This is a genomic window from Amphibacillus marinus (assembly GCF_900110345.1).
Classification (GTDB): domain Bacteria; phylum Bacillota; class Bacilli; order Bacillales; family Amphibacillaceae; genus Amphibacillus_D; species Amphibacillus_D marinus.
In genome coordinates this window covers 1-21,718 of the sequence record NZ_FODJ01000009.1, presented here as the reverse complement: position 1 = coordinate 21,718, position 21,718 = coordinate 1, and the positions used below count along the sequence as shown (strand labels likewise).

17 protein-coding genes are annotated in these 21,718 nt (G+C 39.3%); 8 read left to right on the top strand and 9 right to left on the bottom strand.

Annotated features, from left to right (window positions below; translation table 11 throughout):
• Positions 1–16: 16 nt before the first annotated feature.
• On the bottom strand, positions 17–1,345 hold the full coding sequence (locus BM000_RS11870; protein WP_091498973.1) for a PTS sugar transporter subunit IIC: 1,329 nt from the start codon (positions 1,343–1,345) through the stop codon (positions 17–19).
• 36 nt (positions 1,346–1,381) lie between these two features.
• Positions 1,382–1,687, bottom strand: a complete 306-nt coding sequence (locus BM000_RS11865) for a PTS sugar transporter subunit IIB (RefSeq protein ID WP_091498646.1) — start codon at positions 1,685–1,687, stop codon at positions 1,382–1,384.
• Positions 1,688–2,304: 617 nt separating this feature from the next.
• Here BM000_RS11865 and BM000_RS17105 point away from each other — a divergent pair.
• Positions 2,305–5,019 carry a glycosyl hydrolase 53 family protein gene (locus BM000_RS17105; protein ID WP_091498644.1) on the top strand — a complete coding sequence of 905 codons (2,715 nt, stop codon included), beginning with the start codon at positions 2,305–2,307 and terminating at the stop codon, positions 5,017–5,019.
• A gap of 32 nt (positions 5,020–5,051) precedes the next feature.
• On the opposite strand, the gene nagB is transcribed toward BM000_RS17105, so the two are convergent.
• The 4 genes from nagB to BM000_RS11840 all read right to left on the bottom strand — a co-directional run bounded on the left by nagB (position 5,052) and on the right by BM000_RS11840 (position 9,369).
• Positions 5,052–5,780 carry a glucosamine-6-phosphate deaminase gene (gene nagB, locus BM000_RS11855; protein WP_091498641.1) on the bottom strand — a complete coding sequence of 243 codons (729 nt, stop codon included), beginning with the start codon at positions 5,778–5,780 and terminating at the stop codon, positions 5,052–5,054.
• Positions 5,781–5,868: 88 nt separating this feature from the next.
• Positions 5,869–7,269 (bottom strand): PTS transporter subunit EIIC, encoded by a 1,401-nt coding sequence (locus BM000_RS11850; protein WP_091498640.1) that lies wholly within the window; start codon positions 7,267–7,269, stop codon positions 5,869–5,871.
• A 20-nt stretch (positions 7,270–7,289) separates the two neighbouring features.
• A complete protein-coding gene (chbG, locus tag BM000_RS11845; RefSeq protein ID WP_091498637.1) occupies positions 7,290–8,021 on the bottom strand; it encodes a chitin disaccharide deacetylase in 732 nt (243 codons plus the stop codon).
• A gap of 22 nt (positions 8,022–8,043) precedes the next feature.
• The gene (locus BM000_RS11840; RefSeq protein WP_091498635.1) at positions 8,044–9,369 is read right to left on the bottom strand and encodes a 6-phospho-alpha-glucosidase; all 1,326 of its coding nucleotides are present in this window, start codon (positions 9,367–9,369) and stop codon (positions 8,044–8,046) included.
• Positions 9,370–9,518: 149 nt separating this feature from the next.
• Between BM000_RS11840 and BM000_RS11835 the strand changes: the two genes are divergently transcribed.
• The gene (locus BM000_RS11835) at positions 9,519–10,235 is read left to right on the top strand and encodes a GntR family transcriptional regulator (RefSeq protein WP_091498632.1); all 717 of its coding nucleotides are present in this window, start codon (positions 9,519–9,521) and stop codon (positions 10,233–10,235) included.
• A 44-nt stretch (positions 10,236–10,279) separates the two neighbouring features.
• Positions 10,280–11,203 carry an alpha/beta hydrolase gene (locus BM000_RS11830; RefSeq protein WP_091498631.1) on the top strand — a complete coding sequence of 308 codons (924 nt, stop codon included), beginning with the start codon at positions 10,280–10,282 and terminating at the stop codon, positions 11,201–11,203.
• 14 nt (positions 11,204–11,217) lie between these two features.
• Here BM000_RS11830 and BM000_RS11825 read toward each other — a convergent pair whose 3' ends face one another.
• On the bottom strand, positions 11,218–11,940 hold the full coding sequence (locus tag BM000_RS11825) for an SDR family NAD(P)-dependent oxidoreductase (RefSeq protein WP_091498628.1): 723 nt from the start codon (positions 11,938–11,940) through the stop codon (positions 11,218–11,220).
• A 165-nt stretch (positions 11,941–12,105) separates the two neighbouring features.
• On the opposite strand from BM000_RS11825, the gene BM000_RS11820 reads away from it, so the two are divergent.
• The 3 genes from BM000_RS11820 (at position 12,106) to BM000_RS11810 (ending at position 18,067) form a co-directional block, all read left to right on the top strand.
• Entirely contained in the window at positions 12,106–13,476 is a 1,371-nt protein-coding gene (locus tag BM000_RS11820; protein ID WP_091498626.1) for an MATE family efflux transporter, read from the top strand.
• A gap of 250 nt (positions 13,477–13,726) precedes the next feature.
• Positions 13,727–14,848 carry a response regulator gene (locus tag BM000_RS11815; protein WP_091498623.1) on the top strand — a complete coding sequence of 374 codons (1,122 nt, stop codon included), beginning with the start codon at positions 13,727–13,729 and terminating at the stop codon, positions 14,846–14,848.
• Positions 14,849–14,968: 120 nt separating this feature from the next.
• Positions 14,969–18,067 carry a hybrid sensor histidine kinase/response regulator gene (locus BM000_RS11810; protein ID WP_091498621.1) on the top strand — a complete coding sequence of 1,033 codons (3,099 nt, stop codon included), beginning with the start codon at positions 14,969–14,971 and terminating at the stop codon, positions 18,065–18,067.
• A 263-nt stretch (positions 18,068–18,330) separates the two neighbouring features.
• On the opposite strand, the gene BM000_RS11805 is transcribed toward BM000_RS11810, so the two are convergent.
• Together BM000_RS11805 and BM000_RS11800 are read right to left on the bottom strand one after the other, a co-directional pair.
• Positions 18,331–19,455, bottom strand: a complete 1,125-nt coding sequence (locus BM000_RS11805) for a glycerol dehydrogenase (RefSeq protein ID WP_091498618.1) — start codon at positions 19,453–19,455, stop codon at positions 18,331–18,333.
• Positions 19,456–19,863: 408 nt separating this feature from the next.
• On the bottom strand, positions 19,864–20,778 hold the full coding sequence (locus tag BM000_RS11800) for a DUF2628 domain-containing protein (protein WP_177178289.1): 915 nt from the start codon (positions 20,776–20,778) through the stop codon (positions 19,864–19,866).
• Positions 20,779–21,038: 260 nt separating this feature from the next.
• On the opposite strand from BM000_RS11800, the gene BM000_RS11795 reads away from it, so the two are divergent.
• Together BM000_RS11795 and BM000_RS11790 are read left to right on the top strand one after the other, a co-directional pair.
• Positions 21,039–21,401 carry a competence protein ComK gene (locus tag BM000_RS11795; RefSeq protein WP_091498612.1) on the top strand — a complete coding sequence of 121 codons (363 nt, stop codon included), beginning with the start codon at positions 21,039–21,041 and terminating at the stop codon, positions 21,399–21,401.
• A 48-nt stretch (positions 21,402–21,449) separates the two neighbouring features.
• A partial coding sequence (locus tag BM000_RS11790) for a transposase (RefSeq protein WP_143063867.1) occupies positions 21,450–21,718 on the top strand: 269 nt, incomplete at its 3' end.

Here is a 21,718-nt window from a genome sequence, read left to right as displayed (position 1 = left end):
CACTTAAGTCTTATTGTTAAACAGTAGCTGTATCTGCTTGTTCTTCTGCTATCATTTTCTTTTCATAGACTTTAAAGAATGGGTAGTAGATAACTAGCGCAATCGCAATATTAATCAATACTAGAATTACTGCGGCAATGCTACCACCAGTAGCCATCCAGGCCCCAATAGGAGCCGGTAATGTCCATGGTGCCATCACGGTAAATCCATTGACAATGCCCAATTGCACGGCAAAGTATGAAATAGTCGTCGTTACCACTGGTGCAATAATAAATGGGATACCCAGAATTGGATTCATCACAATCGGTGCACCAAAAATCATCGGCTCATTAATATTAAAAATACCTGGAACTAAACTGAATTTACCAACTTGCTTTAAATAGGTTGATTTTGAAACAACAAGCAAAAGCGCAAGTGCTAAGGTTGCCCCAGATCCTCCTACCCAGACTAGCCATTGGTAAAACGGTTCTGGTGCAATATAAGGGACACCACCATCACCATAGCTCATGCTCGCACCATCCGCTACAGCAGCAACGTTCGCATCAAGCATAATTAACCAAGCAGGTCGCATAACTGATCCGATAACAGAGACACCGTGAATACCAGCCGCCCACAATAAGGTAATAAGTAAGACAGGCAACATAACACCAAAATAATTATTTCCGGATAAATCAACTAATGGTGCAAATACGCTCATTAGCATTGCATTAACATCAAGCCCTAGCATGACTCTGACAACCCAAGTCAGGATAATGACAACACCTGCTGGAAACAATGCTTCAAAAGAGCGAGCAACTGATTCAGGAACCTGCTCAGGCATCGTTAAAGTAATTTTTTTCTTCTTCATAAACCTTAATACTTCCACGGCAACAACCATTGAGAGAATAGCAGTAAACATTCCAGCTCCACCCAAGTTACCCATTGGCAGGACCCAACCCATTGCTTCTGCTCCTTCAATTCCGGCACCTGCAGCTTCTTCCATAATGCCATCAACGTTAAGAGGGATATTCATCATTAAAAAGGTCGCTAATGATAACACACCACCTGAGACCCCATCAAGGCTGTATGATTTCGCTAAGCTATACCCCATTCCATAGGCTGCATAGACACTCATCAATCCTACCGTCAGCCGATACGGAATCATGATATCTCCAACATATGGTGCAACTAATTCAGCTAAAAACGGAATAGGTGGTTGAGCGATAATAATAAAGAATGAACCAATAATAATTAAAGGAAGCGTTGAAATAACACCATCTCTTACAGCTCTTAAGTGTCTTTGCTCAGCCAAACGCGCCATTGGCGGCATAAATTTTTCTTCTAACCATTGCAGGAATTTTTCCATCATAACTTGTTCATCCTTTCAAACGTATACTAGCTACTATTTGGCTCCTTCTTTAATTTGCTTAATGAGACTTGGCGCACCAATCGGTGTATATCCACGTGGAGGAATCATTTCACAAGGGACATTTGCTTGATCTGCCGCCTTCTTATACTCGTTATAACGATGCTTTACTTGTGGAGCAACAAGGGCATAGTTATAGTCCCTACCTACTTCTTCACTAAACTCACTCGTGCCTACTGCCTTGATTTCCATTTCCAAGCCCTGTTTTTCAGCTTCTTGCTTTAATGCTTTGACGACAATCGCACTTGACATTCCACCCGAACAAACCATAAGAACTCTCATAATAAAACCTCCTTGTTTTTTTAAAAAAGCACTGGCTCTTTTTAGGTAGATAAACTTACTTCTCCACCCAGTAGTAAGCCTAAACAAAGCAATGAAATCGCTTTATTTTTGAAATTACCTTAAATGACTACATAGCTAGCTCATGCCCAAGTTACTTTCACACTCTTTGTCTTCTTTTTTAAAATGATGGTAGCGCTTGCTATAGTCTGATCTTAACACCACAAAACTAAGTGTCAATAAAATAGCGCTTTCATGAAACAATGTACCAAAAAGTGAACGTTTACATTGGTTTTAAGTCCTATCTCTGAAACTTTTCCCTTGTTTATGTCAGGATTTTTGACACACTCCAAGCTACTTACTTTGGGTGTAAGGATCAATTAAAGTGTTACTAAATTAAGTAAAATTTAATAATCTGAAGATATGAGCGAACATGTTGCAATTTAAAAAATGGTGTAAGCGTTTTATAATTTTACTAAAGTAATTTTTCAATCAACACGATAACCCTCTTTATCTCATAAGGATTGGCAGGAGCACAGAGCGCCCTTCCAAAAGAACGGACTTTGAACAAATCAGGCGTTTTAAAGTCATTACATTGATACTAGGAGCTGAGAAAGAAAATGTTTAAGAAAATCCAGATTTTATTACTACTAATTGGGTTGCTTGCTTTTACTTTAATCCCGCACACACAACCAGTTATTAATGCTAGTCAACAAAATCTACTAGTTAATGGGAGCTTTGAACAGGATTTTTTTGCTGATAACAGTTGGGAGTTGGATAATATAAATTGGAACGATATTCAACTTAACCATAGTAATGAAACCGCTATCGATGGAAGCTATACCTTTAATTTTTTTGTCAGTGAAACTGTTGAATCTGCTGAATCCTTTCAGCTAAGTCAAGAATTAAAGCAGCTCCCAGCAGGAAACTATCAACTATCAGCCTATATCATGGGCGGAGCGGACACAGACGCGGCTCAGGTTCAATTATTTGCAGGTGATGGTGAGCGCGACGACGTTCACCTAACAACAGGATGGGCTGATTGGCAAAGAATTAGTTTAACGTTTGCGTTAGCAGAAGACCAATCGCTATTTGCGATAGGAATGAACATTTCAGGGAATTCAGAAGCTTGGGGCTTTATTGATGACGTTCGTCTTGAACGTATTACTGAACCAGAAGTTGCACCTGTTGAAGCCGATATTTTTGTCGAACGAGTAGATGGTTTAGCCGAGGATTTTATTAAAGGGGTTGATATCTCCACAATTATTTCCCTTGAAGAAAGCGGTGTCAAATTTTATAACGAGGCTGGCCTAGAACAGGATATTTTTAAAACACTTTCTGATGCTGGTGTTAATTATATTCGGGTTAAAGTTTGGAATGATCCCTATGATGAACAAGGTAATGGCTATGGTGGTGGAAATAATGATGTTGCAACCGCAATTAAAATAGGTAAACGAGCAACTAAGCATAATATGGCGTTATTGGTTAATTTCCATTACTCAGACTTTTGGGTAGACCCCGCCAAGCAGCAGGCGCCAAAAGCTTGGCAAAGCATGAATATAGTTGAGAAAGAGCAAGCAGTTTACCAGTTCACCTATGATACACTATCTGCTCTGCGTGATGAACAAATTGATATTGGCATGGTGCAGGTTGGCAATGAGACAAACAATGCTATTGCAGGTGAACAGGATTGGTCTAGCATGGTCCAATTATTTAATGCCGGAAGTCAAGCAGTTAGAGACTTCGATGACAGTACCCCAATCGCACTTCACTTCACCAATCCAGAAACAGAAGGGCGCTATCGGACATTGGCAGCTAATCTTGCTGAAGCTAACGTCGATTATGATGTCTTTGCTAGTTCATACTATCCCTACTGGCATGGAACATTAGCAAATCTAACAACTGAATTAAGTCATATTGCAGATACCTATGATAAACAAGTCTTAATGGTTGAAACATCATATGCATATACAGCTGAGGATGGTGATGGGCACAGTAATACAATTTCAAGTGAAGAAGTGAATCCCCCCTATCCCTTCACGATACAAGGTCAGGCAAATGCGTTACGTGATGCTTTTCAAGCAATGGCAGACATTGGTGAAGCAGGAATTGGCTTGTTTTATTGGGAACCGGCTTGGTTACCTGTTGGTCCACCAAATCAGTTTGAGCAGAATCAGCAACTATGGGAAACGTATGGTTCAGGTTGGGCCTCAAGCTATGCGGCTAGCTACGATCCTGATGATGCTGGTCAGTGGTATGGTGGAAGTTCGGTAGATAACCAGGCATTGTTCGACTTTAATGGTTACCCTCTTCCTACACTAAATATCTTTAATCATATTGAAACAGGTGCAATCACGCCAAGGGAAGTTGATTTCATTCAACCCGTCACTGTAGAAGTGCCGCTTGGTCAGCTCCCTAGCTTTCCTGAGCATGTTACTGTTGTTTATAATGATCGTAGTGAAGAGCGTGAAGCAGTTAGCTGGAATCAAGCAGAAATTAATAACGCTTTATCAACTGGTGTCAACACTTATATCATTCAGGGTACAACCGCTTCAGAACGCAACGTCTCAGCACAGCTTATTGTTCTAGCTGAAAATTTTGTTCGCAATCCCAGCTTTGAGGAAGCTGACCGTAGTATGTGGACAATTGATTTTCCAGAAGGTTTTACTAATCATGCTGATTTTACACATGGTCGAAGTAATTCTCGAACTGGTGAGTACCATGTCCACTTCTGGAATGATCGTATAGTTGATTTCCGATTAAGTCAAACAATTACAGGCTTGGAGCCTGGCTACTACACTTTGTCAATGGCTATTCAAGGTGATGCTTCTGAAGAAGAAATGTATCTGTTTGCACAGGTAAATGAAGAACGCTATCAAGAGGAAGCGCTGGTTAATGGCTGGGGAAATTGGTATGTACCAGAAATTACTGATATAAGAGTTAGTGACGGCACAATTACAATTGGTACCCAGATTTCAGCGGGAACTGAATCATGGGGTAGCGTTGATGACTTTTATTTAGCATGGACGGGAGAGCTTGAAGAAGAAAACTTTCCTGACTATGAAAATAGTGATGATCAAAATGATACCAACTCTGAAAATGATCATATTCTTAATGAAGAAGCACGGAATGATAGTGAATCCTCTGCTAATATGGACAAATCAGAAAACAATCTAGACAACAATAATGATCTATCCGAATCAAATGAACGAAACGGTGAAGCTTTACCAGAAACCGCAACACCATTATATAATTGGCTAGTCGGTGGAAGCATTGTCATCTTAATTGGAGTAGGGGTGAGTATTTATAGCTATCGAAAAAAAATAAATGAATAGCAAAGCACCACCAATTCGGTGGTGCTTTGCCGTTATTTCATCTCTGACAGTGCCGCCTGATCAGCAATAATCGTGACATTGCCATGCTCATGTAAAACAGAAGCAGGGAACTGCTCGTTTTTTTCTTGGTTAAGTAGTTGCTTTAACGCTTTCGCTTTACCATTTCCCGTAACAATTAAGAGAATTTCTTTACTCTTCATAATCGTGTTAATCCCCATCGTAATTGCTTGGGCTGGTACGGCAGCCTCCGATTCAAAAAAACGAGCATTGGCTGCTCTTGTGGACGCATCTAATTGAACGACATGGGTGTTACTTTGAAACGATGTTCCAGGCTCATTGAAGCCAATATGACCATTGCCACCTAAACCAAGGATTTGGAGATCAATTCCACCTGCATTAGCTATTAAGTGTTCATATACTTTACACTCACTTGCCAAATCGACTGCTTGTCCATTTGGCAAGTGTGTCTGTGTTTGATTAATATTAATTTGGTTAAATAATTTCTGAGCCATATAATAGTAATAGCTATTTGGATGCTCAGGGCCGAGACCGACATATTCATCCAGATTAAATGTCTTTACACTAGTAAATGACACGTTGCCTGCTTGATAATTAGCAACTAACTGCTTGTACAAGCCTTCGGGTGTTGAACCCGTTGCCAAACCAATGACTGGGTCTTGTTCTTGAGTTACCAAATTTATTAATAGCTGACTAGCAGCTATCGATGCCTCCTGATAGGTCTCTTTCTCTATTAGTCGCACTGCTGTCCCCCCCCCCTACTTTTCAAATTCATACGTCTAACCCTTCGACCTCATGTAAGGTTTTCATCTAGGTTACTAGACCAATTTTTTATTCAACAAACTTTTTAAATTCACTTAATACCGCACCTGCTTCAGGACCAATAATAATTTGCAGATGGTGTTTATCAACCTTAACAACGCCGTGTGCACCAGTTTGCTTAATCTTATCATCCTCTACTTTAGCCATATCGTTTACTACTAGTCGCAACCTTGTCATACAATTCTCATAATCGGTGACATTTTCTTTGCCGCCAATCGCATCTACAATTTTCTTTGCAATATACTCTAGTTTATTATGACCTAATGACAACTCTCTTTCCGATTCTGTTGATTGCTCAGAAAATGTTGCTTCATCCTCGCGTCCAACAACTTTGATATTCCGCTTCTTGATCAAGTAGTAAAAGGTAAAGTAGTATAAGACACCAAAGACAAGACCTACCGGAATCAACAATAAACCATTATTAGAGAGACCAATATTTAATGAATAGTCAAGCGCACTTCCACCCCATGCAAACCCAATTCTTATGTTAAGTAAATACAAGGTTGCCGCTGCCAAGCCTGTATAAACCGAGTGAATGAAATAAAGCAGCGGTGATGTGAAAATAAACGTAAACTCAATTGGCTCAGTAATACCAGCAATGATTGACGTTAGCCCACCTGATGACATCAGAGCTTTTGTTTCAGCTGCCTTCTCTTTTTTAGCTGCTCGACTAATGGCCATGGCAACAGCTGGAATACCAAAGATCATGATGACGAAGAAGCCACCAAGGAAATAACCTGCGGTTGGGTCACCATTTAAGAACCGAGTTATTTCTCCCGTTACAACTTCTCCAGTCTCTGTTTGATAGCTTCCTAGACCGAAATAAATATAGGTATTAATAACATGATGCAGGCCCAACGGAAGTAAAAACCGATTTAAAAAACCAAAGATAAAGACACCTAATGCGCCTAAGCCTACTAATGACTGGGCAAAACCGTCAATACCTTGCTGCGCATATGGCCAAATTAATGAGAATATTCCTGCCACAGGGATCATTAATAGAATAATAATTGTAATCGGGAGTTTTTCTCCGCCAAAGAAACCAAACATATTGGGAAGCTTGGTATCTTTGAAGCGGTTATAAACCATTGCGGCTAAAATACCACTGATAACACCACCAAATACCCCCATATCTAGCTCCGGGTTCATGATTGAAAGCCCTTCATTTAAGACAGTAATAGCTAGAAAACCGGTTAACGCCGGGATACCCTTATCCTTTGTTTTGGCTAAGCCCATGGCAACCCCAATCGCAATTAAGACAGTCATATGAATGAAAATGGCACCCGCAGCTTGGAATAAAGGAATATCTAACAAGTCACCAGCACTTAATCTAAATAAAATACCGGCAATTGGCATTGCGACAATTGGAATTAACATTGATTTCCCTAATGTTTGCATAAATCGTTTCATAATTCTTTAACCCCTTCCGTTTATAGGTCACGATAAGTTATTAATTTAAACTGGTTAGAACGATAAAGCTTTTCTTTTACCTTTGGGTTAACTAGCATGTCTAATTCTTCTATTCTCGGTGTCGCATATGATGAGCCTGTCATGACAGACTTATCAAGGTACGCCGGATGACACATGATCTCGATCGTGTCATACTTTTCGTATCTTTCAATGATTTCAGTTGCACTTGCATTAAGAATTTCTGGATTATATTCAAAATAGTCAGTAGAAACAAGGTTGTCCTGCTTAGGGTCGGTAAAATTGTGTCTCACAGGCAACTGATACTCTTTAGCAAGCTTCTTAAAGACTGGTAAAACGGCGTCTAGATTGTTTGTGTGATGATGACTATCTAAGTGTGTCGGTGTAACACCACCACTTATCACTGCTTCAATCTGCGCCTTCCACTCCTTGTACAATTCCTCTTGATCAATGTGAAAGAGCTTTTGATAATGATAAAGCTTTTTAAATTGGCCATCAGCATCAACAATAGTATGATGACCCTTAAGTAACGGCTGACCACAAGTTAGCGTTAAATGAACACCAATACCTAGATTAGGGTGCTGACTAGCAAGCTGGTAAGCATGCTCTGCTCCAGGCATATTCGCCATTAGCGTTGTTGAAGTCAATACACCGTCGACATGGGCATCAATAATTCCATAATTAACTGCTTTTGAGTAGCCAAAATCATCGGCATTAATAATGATTCCTTTCATGCCTTTACCTCCTTTTTCGTATTTATGTTAATGGTGGCCAATAATCTTGATTGGCTACGATTAAGTCATCTAATATTGCGCGTGCAGTATTCGCATTGACCACCGTGCGATTTAATGTCAGTGCCTGTAAAGCCTTACTGTAGCTTTGCTCAAAGTATGCATCGACAACTAATTTTTCATAAGCAAGCTGTCCCTCAATTAGGCCCTTTTGGAAAATCGGAATTTCACCCACAGCTAGTGGCTTTAACCCATTAACCGTTAATAAAGCTGGTACCTCAACCATAGCATTATCAGCTATGTTTGAGATAATGCCATTATTCTCAACCATAACAATGTAGATTTCATTTAAATTATAAACGAGGGCGGCAGCGGCTTTGACCATATAAATACCATGAACATCAACCTCTAAGTCTGCATCTGCGGTCGATTGGTTTTTAATAATTTGATCACAAAGCTCGTGAACCCGTTTTTGTCGGCCATTAATCACTTGTCTTGCTCTAGTATTATCCATTTTCTCTTTTGCAGCTAATTGATCTGGATATAAATAATACTGTAAATACGTATTGGGTAGGAAATCTGGAAAATCAATTAACATTTGACGTGCCTGTTGAAATGTTTTTTTCCATGACTCATCATTAGCGATTTCATTGTCGGTTGGTTTAAAGCCCTCATTAATAATTTTATCTTTAATGATTGGCGTTAAATCTTGTCCTTGCTTGTCCTCCAGCTTTGTAAACCAGCCAAAGTGATTAAGGCCAAAGTATGAAGGAACAAGATCCCACACCTCTTTACCAAGCATATCGGCATAACTATGCATAATAGCGATTGGCATATCACAAATATTTAAGATCTTCTTGTCTTCTGGAAACACACGTTGAAGTGCATCTGCTACAATGGCAGCTGGATTGGTATAATTTAAAACCCACGCTTCAGGTGCAAAGTGGCGAATCTCTCGAACGAGCTCAATCATATCTTTAATCGAGCGCATACCATATGCCATTCCTCCTGGTCCACATGTCTCCTGTCCTACTACTCCGTGCGATAAGGGGATTTTCTCATCCTGCTCACGCATAGCTAACCCACCTGTACGAATTTGAATAAAGGCGAGATCAATATTGGTAAAAGCCTCCTGCTTCGAGGTTGTATAGTGGAACGATTTCAATTCAGAATACTTCTCCCGTAAGATGACTTTTGTTGCTTCAGCTACTTGAGCTTGTCGTTCTTCATCAGTATCATAAAAGGTTAAACTTTCCAAAGGAAATTGCGCTTTCTCTTCAATTAGGCTCATAATCATCCCAATTGTATAGGTACTACCAGCCCCAACAATAACTAATCGATTTTTTTTCATTTTGTATCCCCTTTCATTTAATTTAATACAAATATAACATCAATTATTATTTAAATCAATACAATTTTAATACAAATTAGATACCTTTTATTTATAGGATGAATATGGTAAACTGAGATCAAGGAAATTTAAGAGAGGTTGGACGTATAATGCTTAGCAATTCATTGCCTTTATATAAGAAAGTGGCAGTTAAATTAAAAGAAGACATATTAAGTAGTGAGTTGGACAAAGGCGATGCTATTCCGCCTGAAAGTAAACTCGCTACCATCTATAAAGTTAGTCGGGTTACCATTAGACAAGCAATAAAAATATTAATTGAGGACGGTTTACTCTATAGTGTTCAAGGAAGTGGAACTTATCTAAGTCATAACAAGATTCAACACAACATTTTCAAACTTCAGAGCTTTACTGAAGAGATGGATGCATTAGATAACATGCCTTCAAATGAAATAAAAGAGTTTAAGTTAATGGCCGTACCTGAAGATATCAAGGATATTCTTCAGCTAGAGAGCGGTCAACAGGTTTACTATATTAAAAGGCTCCGCTTTGCCGATCAAGAGCCGCTCATCCTAGAGGAATCTTACTTACCAGTTGAACTTTTCCCCGATTTGTCGGTCGAGATTATGAAGTATTCTAAATATGATTACATTGCGGAGAAAGGGCGTATCATTGACAAACGCTATAGCGAACTTATTCCCATGCTCCCTAATGAAGAGCTCATGGAAATCTTCCATTTAAGTACCCATGATCCTTTATTGTTTTTAAGTGCATTTGCAACATTTGAAGATGGACTCATTTTTGAATACTCAAAAGTGTACTATCATCCGAAGAAATACGCCTTCAAATTTATCTCCCACAAAGCTTAATGCGTTGCAATTAGTTAATTACTTGACTAGAAGGGTGTGTAACGATGCAAGAAACATATTGGCTAGAAAACTCAGAACAAATGGCCATTTTTTTACGAAAATGGCATGAGCCAACTCAGCAACCAACCGCTATTCTACAAATTGCCCATGGGATGGCTGAACATGGTGGTCGTTATCATGACTTTGCTCAATGGTTAGTGGAACGTGGCATATTCGTCTATGCCCATGATCATCGTGGCCATGGTAAAACGGGTGAGCGCTCAGAATCAATGGGATTCTTTTCTAAGCAAAATGGCTTTGAGCGCGTAGTGGACGATATGAGAACGGTAACTAACCAGATCGAACAAGCACACCCTGATGTTCCTATTATTTTACTTGGCCATAGTATGGGGTCTTTTTTAGTCAGACGCTATATCCAGCGCTTTAACAATGTGGTTAACGGGGTTATTTTATCAGGGACTAGCTTTGACCAGGGCATAATGGGTAAAGCCGGTCAGCTTATTGCACGATTAGAAGCAAAGGTGCGAGGAGACAGGACTGCAAGTCCATTACTGCATAAATTAACCTTTGGTAGCTTTGAACGGCCGTTCAAGAAAAAGGGAGAGAGCTGGTTAAGTCGAGATTCAAGTATTGTTACCACTTATGAGCAGGATCCTTTGTGTGGCTTTGTTTCATCAACTCGCTTTTATGACGATTTACTTGGTGGCATTTCCTTAATCCATAAGCAAGAAGAAGTTAATAAAATAAATAAAGCGATGCCGCTCTTTATCATTAGTGGCATGTCTGATCCTGTTGGTAAGAACAGTAAGGGCGTAAGGCAAGTGGCGAACAGCTATCAGGCTGCCGGTATGGAAAATGTAACAACAAAGCTCTATCCAGATGCACGCCATGAAATTCTGTTTGAAACAAATTGGCTGGAAGTTTATCAAGACATCTTGCACTGGATAGAGCTTAAGATCTTGAGTTAAATGACGTTGATTAACTACTGATAAATCATTTTTTTGGTCATTCCACCATCAACTATTAAATTCTCTCCTGTAATAAAATTGTTAGCAGGGGCAGATAGAAATAAACACGCCCGCGCAATATCATCTGGTGTGCCGACGCGATTAGCAGGGTGTTGATTGTGATCACGTTCTGATAAGTTATCATAACGTTCGGTCTCGATCCAGCCTGGGCTAATAGCGTTTACCGTAATTTTTTGTTCAGAAAGGCTAATTGCCAATGAATGGGTTAATGCAATTAAGCCACCTTTACTTGCTGCATAGCTCTCAGTATCAGCCTCTGACATAAAGGCACGTGTTGAGGCAATATTAATAATTGCTCCCCCCTGCCCCATTAATTTAACAGCTTCTTTCGTACAAAGGAATGCCGAGCGTAAATTCGTCTCCAAAACCTCATCCCACTCATCAATTGAAAGCTTTAACAGCGGTTGATTGATCATAATACCGGCATTGTTAATAAGGATATCAAGCGTCCCCCATTTCTTATTAATAAATTCAAATAAGCTCGCTACGGATTGAGCATCCCTGAGATTGGTATTGAAAAAAAACAGCTGTTCATTAGTTTGAATGAGTGCTTCACCAGCTCTCTGATCGCGGTCCGCAACAATGACCGTTGCCCCCTGCTCTATGTAAGCAAGACTTACTGCCTTGCCAATCCCGTTAGCCCCGCCAGTTACAAGTACCACTTTTTTCAAAACCATTATGATCCCCCTTTTAATATGAAAGCTTGCTATCTCCTATAATAATTCAGCAACGTATACAAACGCAAAAAATATTTCGTAACTCGAAAAAAAATCTTTTTCTATTCATTTTTGTGATATAATAGCGGTTACATTAATTAAAAATGAAATTTGGTGGAATTTTTAGTGGAGCAATTAACAAGTACAACAACTATATCAGCTCGAAAACAACTTTTTTTAATAACGTGGCCGATCTTTATTGAGGTTTTCCTACAAATGCTCATGAAGTTCTCTGATGTCTTTATGTTAAGCTTTGTTTCTGATCAAGCGGTCGCTGCAATCGGCGTCGTTAATCAGGTGATGATGTTTACCTTCGTATTATTTAATTTTACGGCAATGGGAGCAGGTGTTGTCGTAGCTCAGTACGTTGGCGCACAACAGCCTAAACAGGTACGGAAGACCATTGCCCATGCCATAACCTTTAACCTTATCTTTGGTTTGCTGGTAAGCATCATTGTTGTCCTCTTTCGTTATCAGTTTCTCAATCTGTTCTCGTTAGAGCAAGAACTGTATGATTTCGCCAATACTTACATTTCAATTGTCGGAGTAGCGTTATTCGCACAGGCTATTATTCTCACAATATCGGCAATTTTACAAGCAATGGGGTTTACCAAAGACGTCATGTACACCGTACTTATTATGAACGCAGCCAATATTCTAGGTAACTATTTATTTATCTTTGGCGCTTTTGGCGTGCCACAGATAGGCGTTACTGGTGTAGCATTGTCAACCGCTCTTATTCGGCTATTTGCGATGATCGCTCTCTTTCGGATTCTATTAAAAAGAATGCCTTTAAAACTTTCTTGGCGGTACTTTGTTAAAATTGAAAACGCGTATATTAAAAAAATATTGCACATTGGCGCACCTGCTGCTGGTGAGCAAATGTCCTATAATCTTAGTCAAATTGTTATTACTATCTTTATCACAGCAATTGGTGGAACGGCTTTAGCAACGCGTGTCTATGCGCAGAATTTAATTGGCTTTATGATGATCTTCTCATTATCTGTAGCGAAGGGCATGCAGATTTATATTGGCCAATTGGTTGGTGCTGGTAGAGAAAAAGAAGCCTATAAAAATATGTTTATTGGCTTGCGTTACTCGCTTATTGTCGCTGTTACAATTGGAAGTATATTAGCACTATTGGGACAACAAATCTTTGGACTGTTCACTAGTGATCTTAATGTCATCTCATTAGGAGCCACCATTTTAATTATCGGCCTTATTCTTGAACCAGGACGGACAACAAACTTAGTTACAATAAGTTCACTCCGAGCATCAGGAGATGCCCGATTCCCTGTACTTGTTGCCGTACTGATTATGTGGGGAGTCTGTGTACCGCTTGCCTATCTACTAGGAATTACGTTCGACCTCGGATTAGCTGGTATCTGGATCGCAATGGCAGCTGATGAATGGATCAGAGCTGCTATTCTGTTGTCACGCTGGATTAGTAAACGCTGGATGGGTAAATCACTGGTACAAGGCGAAAGGAGTCGCTAAATAAACGTTACACAACTTAATAGTAGCGGTATGGTAAGTATCTATTTCCCTTCTAAACACTTACCATACCGCTGTTTTTTTATGATCTAGTCAACACCGTTTTCAGCCCTCTGTCCTTAAGCTTTTTTTATTTCTCTTCCATTATCTTTGAATTCTCAATCAATTTAGTTATAATGAACTAAATTAACTGAAGTACTTTAGATCAACTTATTATATGACGAAAGTATAGGTGAGAGGGGGCAATTTTTACATGAACGCCATTTTAGTAGATGACGAACCTTTAGCGCTTGACTACTTAGCAACTTTATTAGAGCAAACGAGTGATATTAAAATATTACATAAACTAACGCGTGCTTCTGTAGCACTTGAAGTTGTTAACTCGGAATCCATTGATCTTGTCTTTCTGGACATTGATATGCCAGATATGAACGGCGTTGAACTTGCAGAGCAATTAGTAGCCGTTAATCCAACCATCTCGGTGATCTTTGTGACTGCATACAATGAGTTTGCGATTGATGCATTTGAAGTTAATGCACTTGACTACTTGCTTAAGCCAATTAATCGCGAGCGCTTAGCCAAGACAATTGACCGCATATCACGCTATCAGAAGCTCCATGTCATTCATAATAGCGAAGAGACACTTAAGATCTCAGTAACAAATTGTCTAACCTTACAAATAGGCTCTGGAAGCAAAAACTCACCCTCCTGGCGCACCATGAAAACGAGAGAGCTATTTCTATATTTATTACATAAAAAGGACAAGCTTGTTAAACGCGAAGAGATTATTGATTTATTATGGGCTAACCTTACCTTTGAAAAAGCAGTTAACCAGCTTTATACGGCCATTTATCATATTCGAAAAACACTGGCTCCTTATCAAAACTGTTTAAAAATTATTAAAGAAAATGAAGGTTACATGCTCGCAACTAAGAACATTGTGCTCGACCTTGAGGATTGGGAGACTAATATGAAGAAGCTCCCTCCCCTAACTGAGCAGTATACGCATATCCATGCTACAACCTTACTTGAGTACCAGGGGCATTATTTAGATCAATATAATTATTTATGGGCTGAAGATTACAAGTATTTTTTGCAAACACTTTGGTGCGAGCATGCACTCCAGTTAGCTAGTTTTTTTAAACAGAAGCTTCAATGGGACGAAGCGAAGAAGTGGTACGAAGTTATCTTAACCTATGAACCTGAGCATGAGGAAGCTACTCTACAGCTTATGAAAATCTATGCGATTCTAAATGATAATGAGCGTGTTAATTCCTTATTTACGCGTTATCAAAAAGCACTTATTGAATCATTAGATACACATGCATCGAAAGAAATTAATAACTGGTATAAAAGCTGGCGCAAGTACCACTAGTGAGAACCGTTCATTTTTAACGGAACAAGTACGGGTCGTGCTGTGCTATAGTAGCCAACTTAATCTTTATTATAAGGTTAAGTTGGCTATAGGAAAGAGCTATATAATGGAGATGTTGGGGTGACAACGATAAACAAGCTGATCGAATCAAAACGTACACGTGCTTTACTTCTGATATCAAGTTATGCACTTATTTTGCTCGCTGTTCGGACAGGATGGGGTTACTACCATACTACCCGTAATCAACCTAATCTGGTAGAGGGACAAGTTAACCTAAGCAATTGGGATTTTTTAAATAAGAATGTCACTTTAAATGGTGAATGGCTTTTCTTTCCTGACCAATTTATTGTAGAGCCTAATTTAACTGCGGCTGACCAGCACCAAACTGCTATTGTTGTTCCAGGTAACTGGGAAGGCGCCCTACAATTCCGACCGCACAGTGACACCACTAATTATGGCTATGGCACATACTATTTAAAGGTTCAATTACCAGAACAGTTAACTGACCGTTACTATGGGTTTAAGTTTGATCGCATCACTTCTGCTGCTGCTATCTATGTTAATGGGGAGCTCTTAACAATCATTAATCAACCAGCAGAGCGTCCCGGACAAGTCAGTTACCGAGAAGGAGCCTTTAATGCTTTCTTCTCAACTAACCAAGACGAACTTGAGCTAGTTGTCCATGTGTCAAACTTTGACATGCCTCATCAAGGAGGGATAACTAAGCCGGTTAAATTTGGCTACATGGAACAGATTCAAAATGAGACAGTATTTATTAATACGTTACAAATTGTTGTGGCTACAATTTTTTTATTACATGCCGTTTATGTTCTTATCATGATATTTTTATTTAGGAGAAATAAGACGTCACTCTTTATTAATTACACGCTATTACTAATTGCCACAGCCCTTAGTGTTTTAATTGATGATGCAGTAGTAATTAATTTACCTATCCCGTTTCAATTAGAAACGCGTATTTTATTTTTTCTATTGTTTACTACCTTTTTTCTGTCTGTCCGCTTTATTTTGATTCAAATCGACTATCAAAAAGCTGTCGTTCATCGGCTGTTTCATATTCTTTATTGGGGAATGAACCTGCTAGCGTTCGCACTGCCATTTCGCTTATTAATTTGGCCAACGATTTCATTTGTCATTTTAGCGTTTATTACAGTGTGCTGTTTATACGGGCTCTTATTTAAAGCAGTAAAACAGAACCATCCCGATGCGTTATTGTTACTGTTTTTTTTGACAAGCTATGCTTCAAATGTCACTTGGGGCACACTCATTAAATTTTACATTGTTGATATTCCATTTTATCCATTAGATTTTATTTTCACCTTACTATTTATTGTTTTATTAGCTATTCGAACCCACCTGCGTACGATCAATTTAGTAAAGGAGCAATCAACTAAGCTAATTGAAGCAGATAAATTAAAGGATCAGTTTCTCGCGCACACTTCCCATGAACTGAAAAATCCACTCCATGCCTTAATAAACATTGCTGAGGTGTTGAAAACTGAGCAAGGATCAGAACTTAGCCACACCCAGACAAAAGATATTAACTTATTACTACAAATAGCTAAGCATATGCATCAAACCTTGGAGGATTTGCTTGATTTATCAACATTACGTGAGAAACGATTACAGCTAAATATCAATCCTGTAAATTTACATGCTGTTATTACAACCGTCGTCGATATGCTTAAGTACAAAATTAATGATAAACAGACGACTATTCATATTGAGGTTGCCCACGACTTTCCATTAATTAATGGTGATGAGCATCGGATTACCCAAATATTCTTTAATTTAATTGAAAATGCACTTAAATATACGCAACAAGGTAATATCTATATATCAGCTACACTGCTTAAACAGAGCTATGTGCAAGTAAGTATCCGCGATACTGGGATTGGCATTAGCGAGGAAGCACTAGGAAGAATATTCATCCCCTATGACCAGGGAGATCAACAGTCTAATCGAAATAATGGCTTAGGTCTCGGACTTGCTATCTGCAAGAATTTAATTGAACTTCATGGCGGGCAAATTACCGTGGAATCAGAAAAAAACACAGGGACGATATTTACTTTTTCATTACCAATTAGTGATAGCCCTGCTGTTTCACAAAGCACGTTTAACCAGCAGATTAGTGATGAGCAATTGAGCACTGGACAAAGTAACGCGAATGAAGCTGATAATCAAGGGGTCATTCTGCTAGTCGATGACGATATCGTTAACCTCAAAGTCTTTCTTGCGATGCTCAGTAACCAATACATCATTCATACCGCGACAAGCGCGGAACAGGCTTTGGAACTAATTAAAAACAGACATTTGGATCTTGTTATTACTGATGTAACCATGCCTATTATGACTGGCTTTCAATTAACAGAGAAGATTAGACTGGAATATAGCCTATCAGAGCTGCCGATCCTATTACTTACTTCTCGCGATCGGCTAGCTGATATTCAGACTGGCTTTCAAGCTGGCGCAAATGATTATATGACCAAACCAGTCGATGGTATTGAATTAAAGGCACGGATTGCGACATTAATTTACTTAAAACGATCTGTCGAACAACGCTTGCAAACAGAGGCAGCATGGCTACAAGCGCAAATTCAGCCGCATTTTCTGTTCAATACACTTAACACAATTGCCTCCCTCTCTGCAATTGATCATAATAGAATGCTAACATTACTTGATTACTTTACGATCTATTTGCGGAAGAGTTTTCATTTTAAAAATACGGAAGCACTTGTCGCTCTTACCGAAGAGCTGGAGCTGGTCAAAGCCTATTTATACATTGAACAGCAGCGTTTTCCTGATCGAATCACTGTCAATTGGCAGATTAACCAGCAGGAGAACATTGTTGTCCCACCTCTATCCATTCAGACGTTGGTGGAAAACGCATTAAGACATGGCATTTTGCGCCGACCAGAGGGTGGTACAATTGAGATAACAATTGACGAGCTTACAGATCACTACTGTATTAGCATTAAAGATAACGGCGTAGGCATGACGAATGCTCAGGTGGAACAGATCTTTGCAGCTAACATTGAAAAGGATAAGCCTGGTATTGGGTTACACAATACCAATAAGCGGCTTAAGGCGCTGTTTAATACGGCACTTGTGATTGAAAGTGAACCAGATCACGGCACAATGATTAGCTTTAACGTTCCCAAAACTCATACAACCGATGTAACTGGAACTGAGACTGACTAATTATTTTTAGCATTTATCAATGTTGGCAATAATCTTTCCGTATATCTCGGGCTCAAGTTTACACTTAAATTGCATTCAGTAACGCAATATAACACCATAGGCTTGATGTACCTGTATCTGTAAGTTTGCGTCACTCCGATAAAAAAGCGCAAACTCCACTCAAAGAGGAATGGGGTTTGCGCTTTCTAATTATAAAGAGGCGATGTTAACTTGCAAATTTGCATCGATAGATTATAGCCTTATACAGGCTTGAATACCCAATCTTAAGAAGTACCTTGGTCAAGCTGATATCTTTTTTTATAATCATTAACATACACATCAACCGCATGTAATGCTTCAACCACCTCATCAGCGGTAACCTCAAATGGCATATTGCTCATCGTATCATCTGGATCAACAGCAAGTTCGGCCGCTTTTTTTAGCTCCTCTTCACTTACTTGATCAAGATGAATCGCTTTTTTTGTAATCGGTAGATCGAGCTGAAGCATGAAACCAATGTAACGGTCTAATTCTTTAGCTGGTTTATTTTCTAAAATCATCTGAGCTACAATTCCGTAAGCAACCTTTTCACCGTGTGTCATTTCATGAATGTCACCTTGGATAGCTGCTAACCCATTATGGATAGCGTGAGCCCCCGCAATACCGCCATTCTCAAAACCTAACCCACTTAATAATGTATTTGCCTCAACAACGGCCTCTAGAGCCGGTGTCACGCGTTGCTCCTTATTAGCAGCATAGGCCTGTAACCCGTATTGAAATAAAATTTCCTCACATTTTTCTGCTATCGCATAGCCTGCGATAGTTGCCTTACCATCAAGCATATTATCGCCATTTGCTTGACTTGTTGCCCGTGCTTCTACTAAAGTTGCTAATGCATCGGCCATACCCGAGGCAAGCATTCTTTCTGGTCCTTGAGCAATGATGCGGGTATCATTCATGACCAGATCTGGATTCTTGTCATAAAATTGATACTTTTCTACCTCACCATCCTCGGTATAAATAACTGATAACCCTGAAGTAGGTGCGTCAGAGGACGCCAGTGTGTTAAAGATAAGCATCGACACATCTAACTCAGCAGCAACTGCCTTCGCTGTGTCTAATGCTTTGCCAGTACCCACGCCTAGAATGGCATCTACACCATTCTCTTGCCCGATTGAAGCAACCCGCTCAATCTCCTTAAACGAACATTCACCATTAAATGTTACATTAGTAATTTCAAAATCATCTTCTTTTAAACCATTAACAAGCTCATTACCGCAGATCTCTTGAACCTGTTCATCAGCAAGCACAAGTAGTTTTTTTCCATGGGGTTCAATGTATTGCCCCGCTCTAACTAGCAAATCTTTGCCCTGAATATAGCGACTTGGACTTCCAAACACTTTATCCAATTAAATTCCTCCTTTTACGATTGTCCTATTAACCTATTCCCAGATTAATTCTCGCTAAACACTTTTTGCACGTTATTCTCTTGAAAAAGCGCTTATTAGCAATCATCGACTAACCTAAAGTCAACTAATCGTTAGCATTTTAGCTAATTACAAAAAGCTAGTTATATTTTCTAACAAGGTAATCGCGTGAATCTTCTGTCTATTGTAAGATGTATTTATATTCATCATGACACTCTAAGGAGTTGATGAACAGTAGCGACTCTTGCCCTTAATGGTAGGAAGCGCAACGCATTGAATCACAATGGCTTATGATGAAGATGCGATTGACACGTCGCATTCCCCCTGTTCTCAGGCGACACCAAATTTAACGACCCACATCAAAATGATGCGGGTCAATTTTTTGTAAATTTAGTTGTATGCTGGGGTTACGGTAAAGCTGCCTTCACTTAACATTTCTCCCTCATAATAAACGCGAACAATATACTTGCCTGGCTCTAGCCAATCATATTCTGGACTATATAAATAATTAAAGTACCCATCCCATCCAGGCTCTAACAACTCGTCAAATTCGGCATATAATGTTTCCGTATCACCAAGGCTGGTATAAACACGAACCTGTACTGTCGAACCATCGATTGTTTCGCCAAAATCTACTTCATAAAAGATTTCATCGAGCTGAGTAAACTCTTCTTGGATAGCGTTCACACCATAGCTACCCTGCTCCGTTCCAAAGACAATGCCGCCCGTGTTAAAGATAGCTAGTAATATGCCATACACAAACACATAGCCAATAAGTAAGAATACTGCGCCGACTACACCTTTGCCACTCGTACCGCCGACAGTTGCAATGACATTAAGATCCTGTTCACGCTCTTGCAGACGTGACAATTTCGCTTTAGCATGTCGATAATAAAGTGTGTTACCGTACATGCCTAAAAAAACAGGAACACCAAACATAATGGCAGTTGATAGGTGCTCAGCAATTTGACTATTGCCACTTAGTAGTTCAATAAGATCTGTCAGGATAAAAAAACCTAATAAAAGTAAAATAGCTTTGTACATTTTACGATAGCCCAACCAAAATACACCCAAAAAGAAAGCAGCCCAATTCCAGTTAACAGAGCGACCTGGATTTGTCACCATCGTCCAATTCTTTTGATAATAATCATAACCCTTCCCTACAAAGGCAGCCATTTGCTCATCTTGTTTACTTTCACCTTCTGCACCATAAATGACTTCTGAATAATTGCCAAGTGTATGCCCACAGAATTGACAGTATTGCGCATACTGGTCACTCTCCTTGCCACAGTTTTGACAGTACATTAACATCCCTCTCTCCCAAGCTACTAGACTTACTTTCTATTCTCTTAATTACCTTAACTAAATTAGTTTAAACTGTTTTTGTCGAGAACTCAATAATCCCTTACTATTTATGAATGCAAGCTTTTAGTATGCATGAGTAGATTGATAATGGTAATTAATAGTAGCGTCATTTAATCTATGCGATAATAGCGTTAGGAAGAGGAAAGTATGAAAATTGTCTAAAAAAATCAAGGTATTATTGCTTTAGCTAAAGAAATGGAGTGAGGGAGATCAATTTAGTAAATACGTCTTATCAAGTAAATGAGAAAACACTTTATATTCGGTCAGCTTACCATAGTCAGGTCACAACTGAGATTGAAGAGGTTGATCAAACGCAGTATGCTATGAAAACGAGTAAACGGATTATTGAAGAAGCATGCATTCGCGGTGGCTCCTCCTACCAAGGGAGGACAGAAGCAATGAAAGCTTTATTAAACGTAACACAGCTTCCGCCAATTCCAATTAATCCAAATCAAGACATCTACGCATTTACAACGAAATCGCCACGAGAGCATTCCTGCATCTGGATCATTACCAAGCATATTAAACACATTGAATCGTGTGATATGCTCCCCTATAAGTAGACAGATAAAAAAATAAAAAATCTGGCTGCTTATGGGGGAGTATTTATTATGTCCAAAAGATCTTATTCCGCAGAATTGAAATGCGAGATATTAAAAGCATTAGATGAAAATTATTCAGCATATGAACTAGGTTCAAAATATAACGTGTGCCCTTCAACGATTTTGGGCTGGAAACGCAAGTATGATAAATATGGTAAGGAAAGCCTAAAGGCGTCTACTACCTGGAAAAAGTATGCAAAGGCATTCAAGTTAGCTGCGATCAGAGATTGTCTGTCTGGGAAGTATTCTATACGTGAGGTTGCGAGATTGTATGAAAT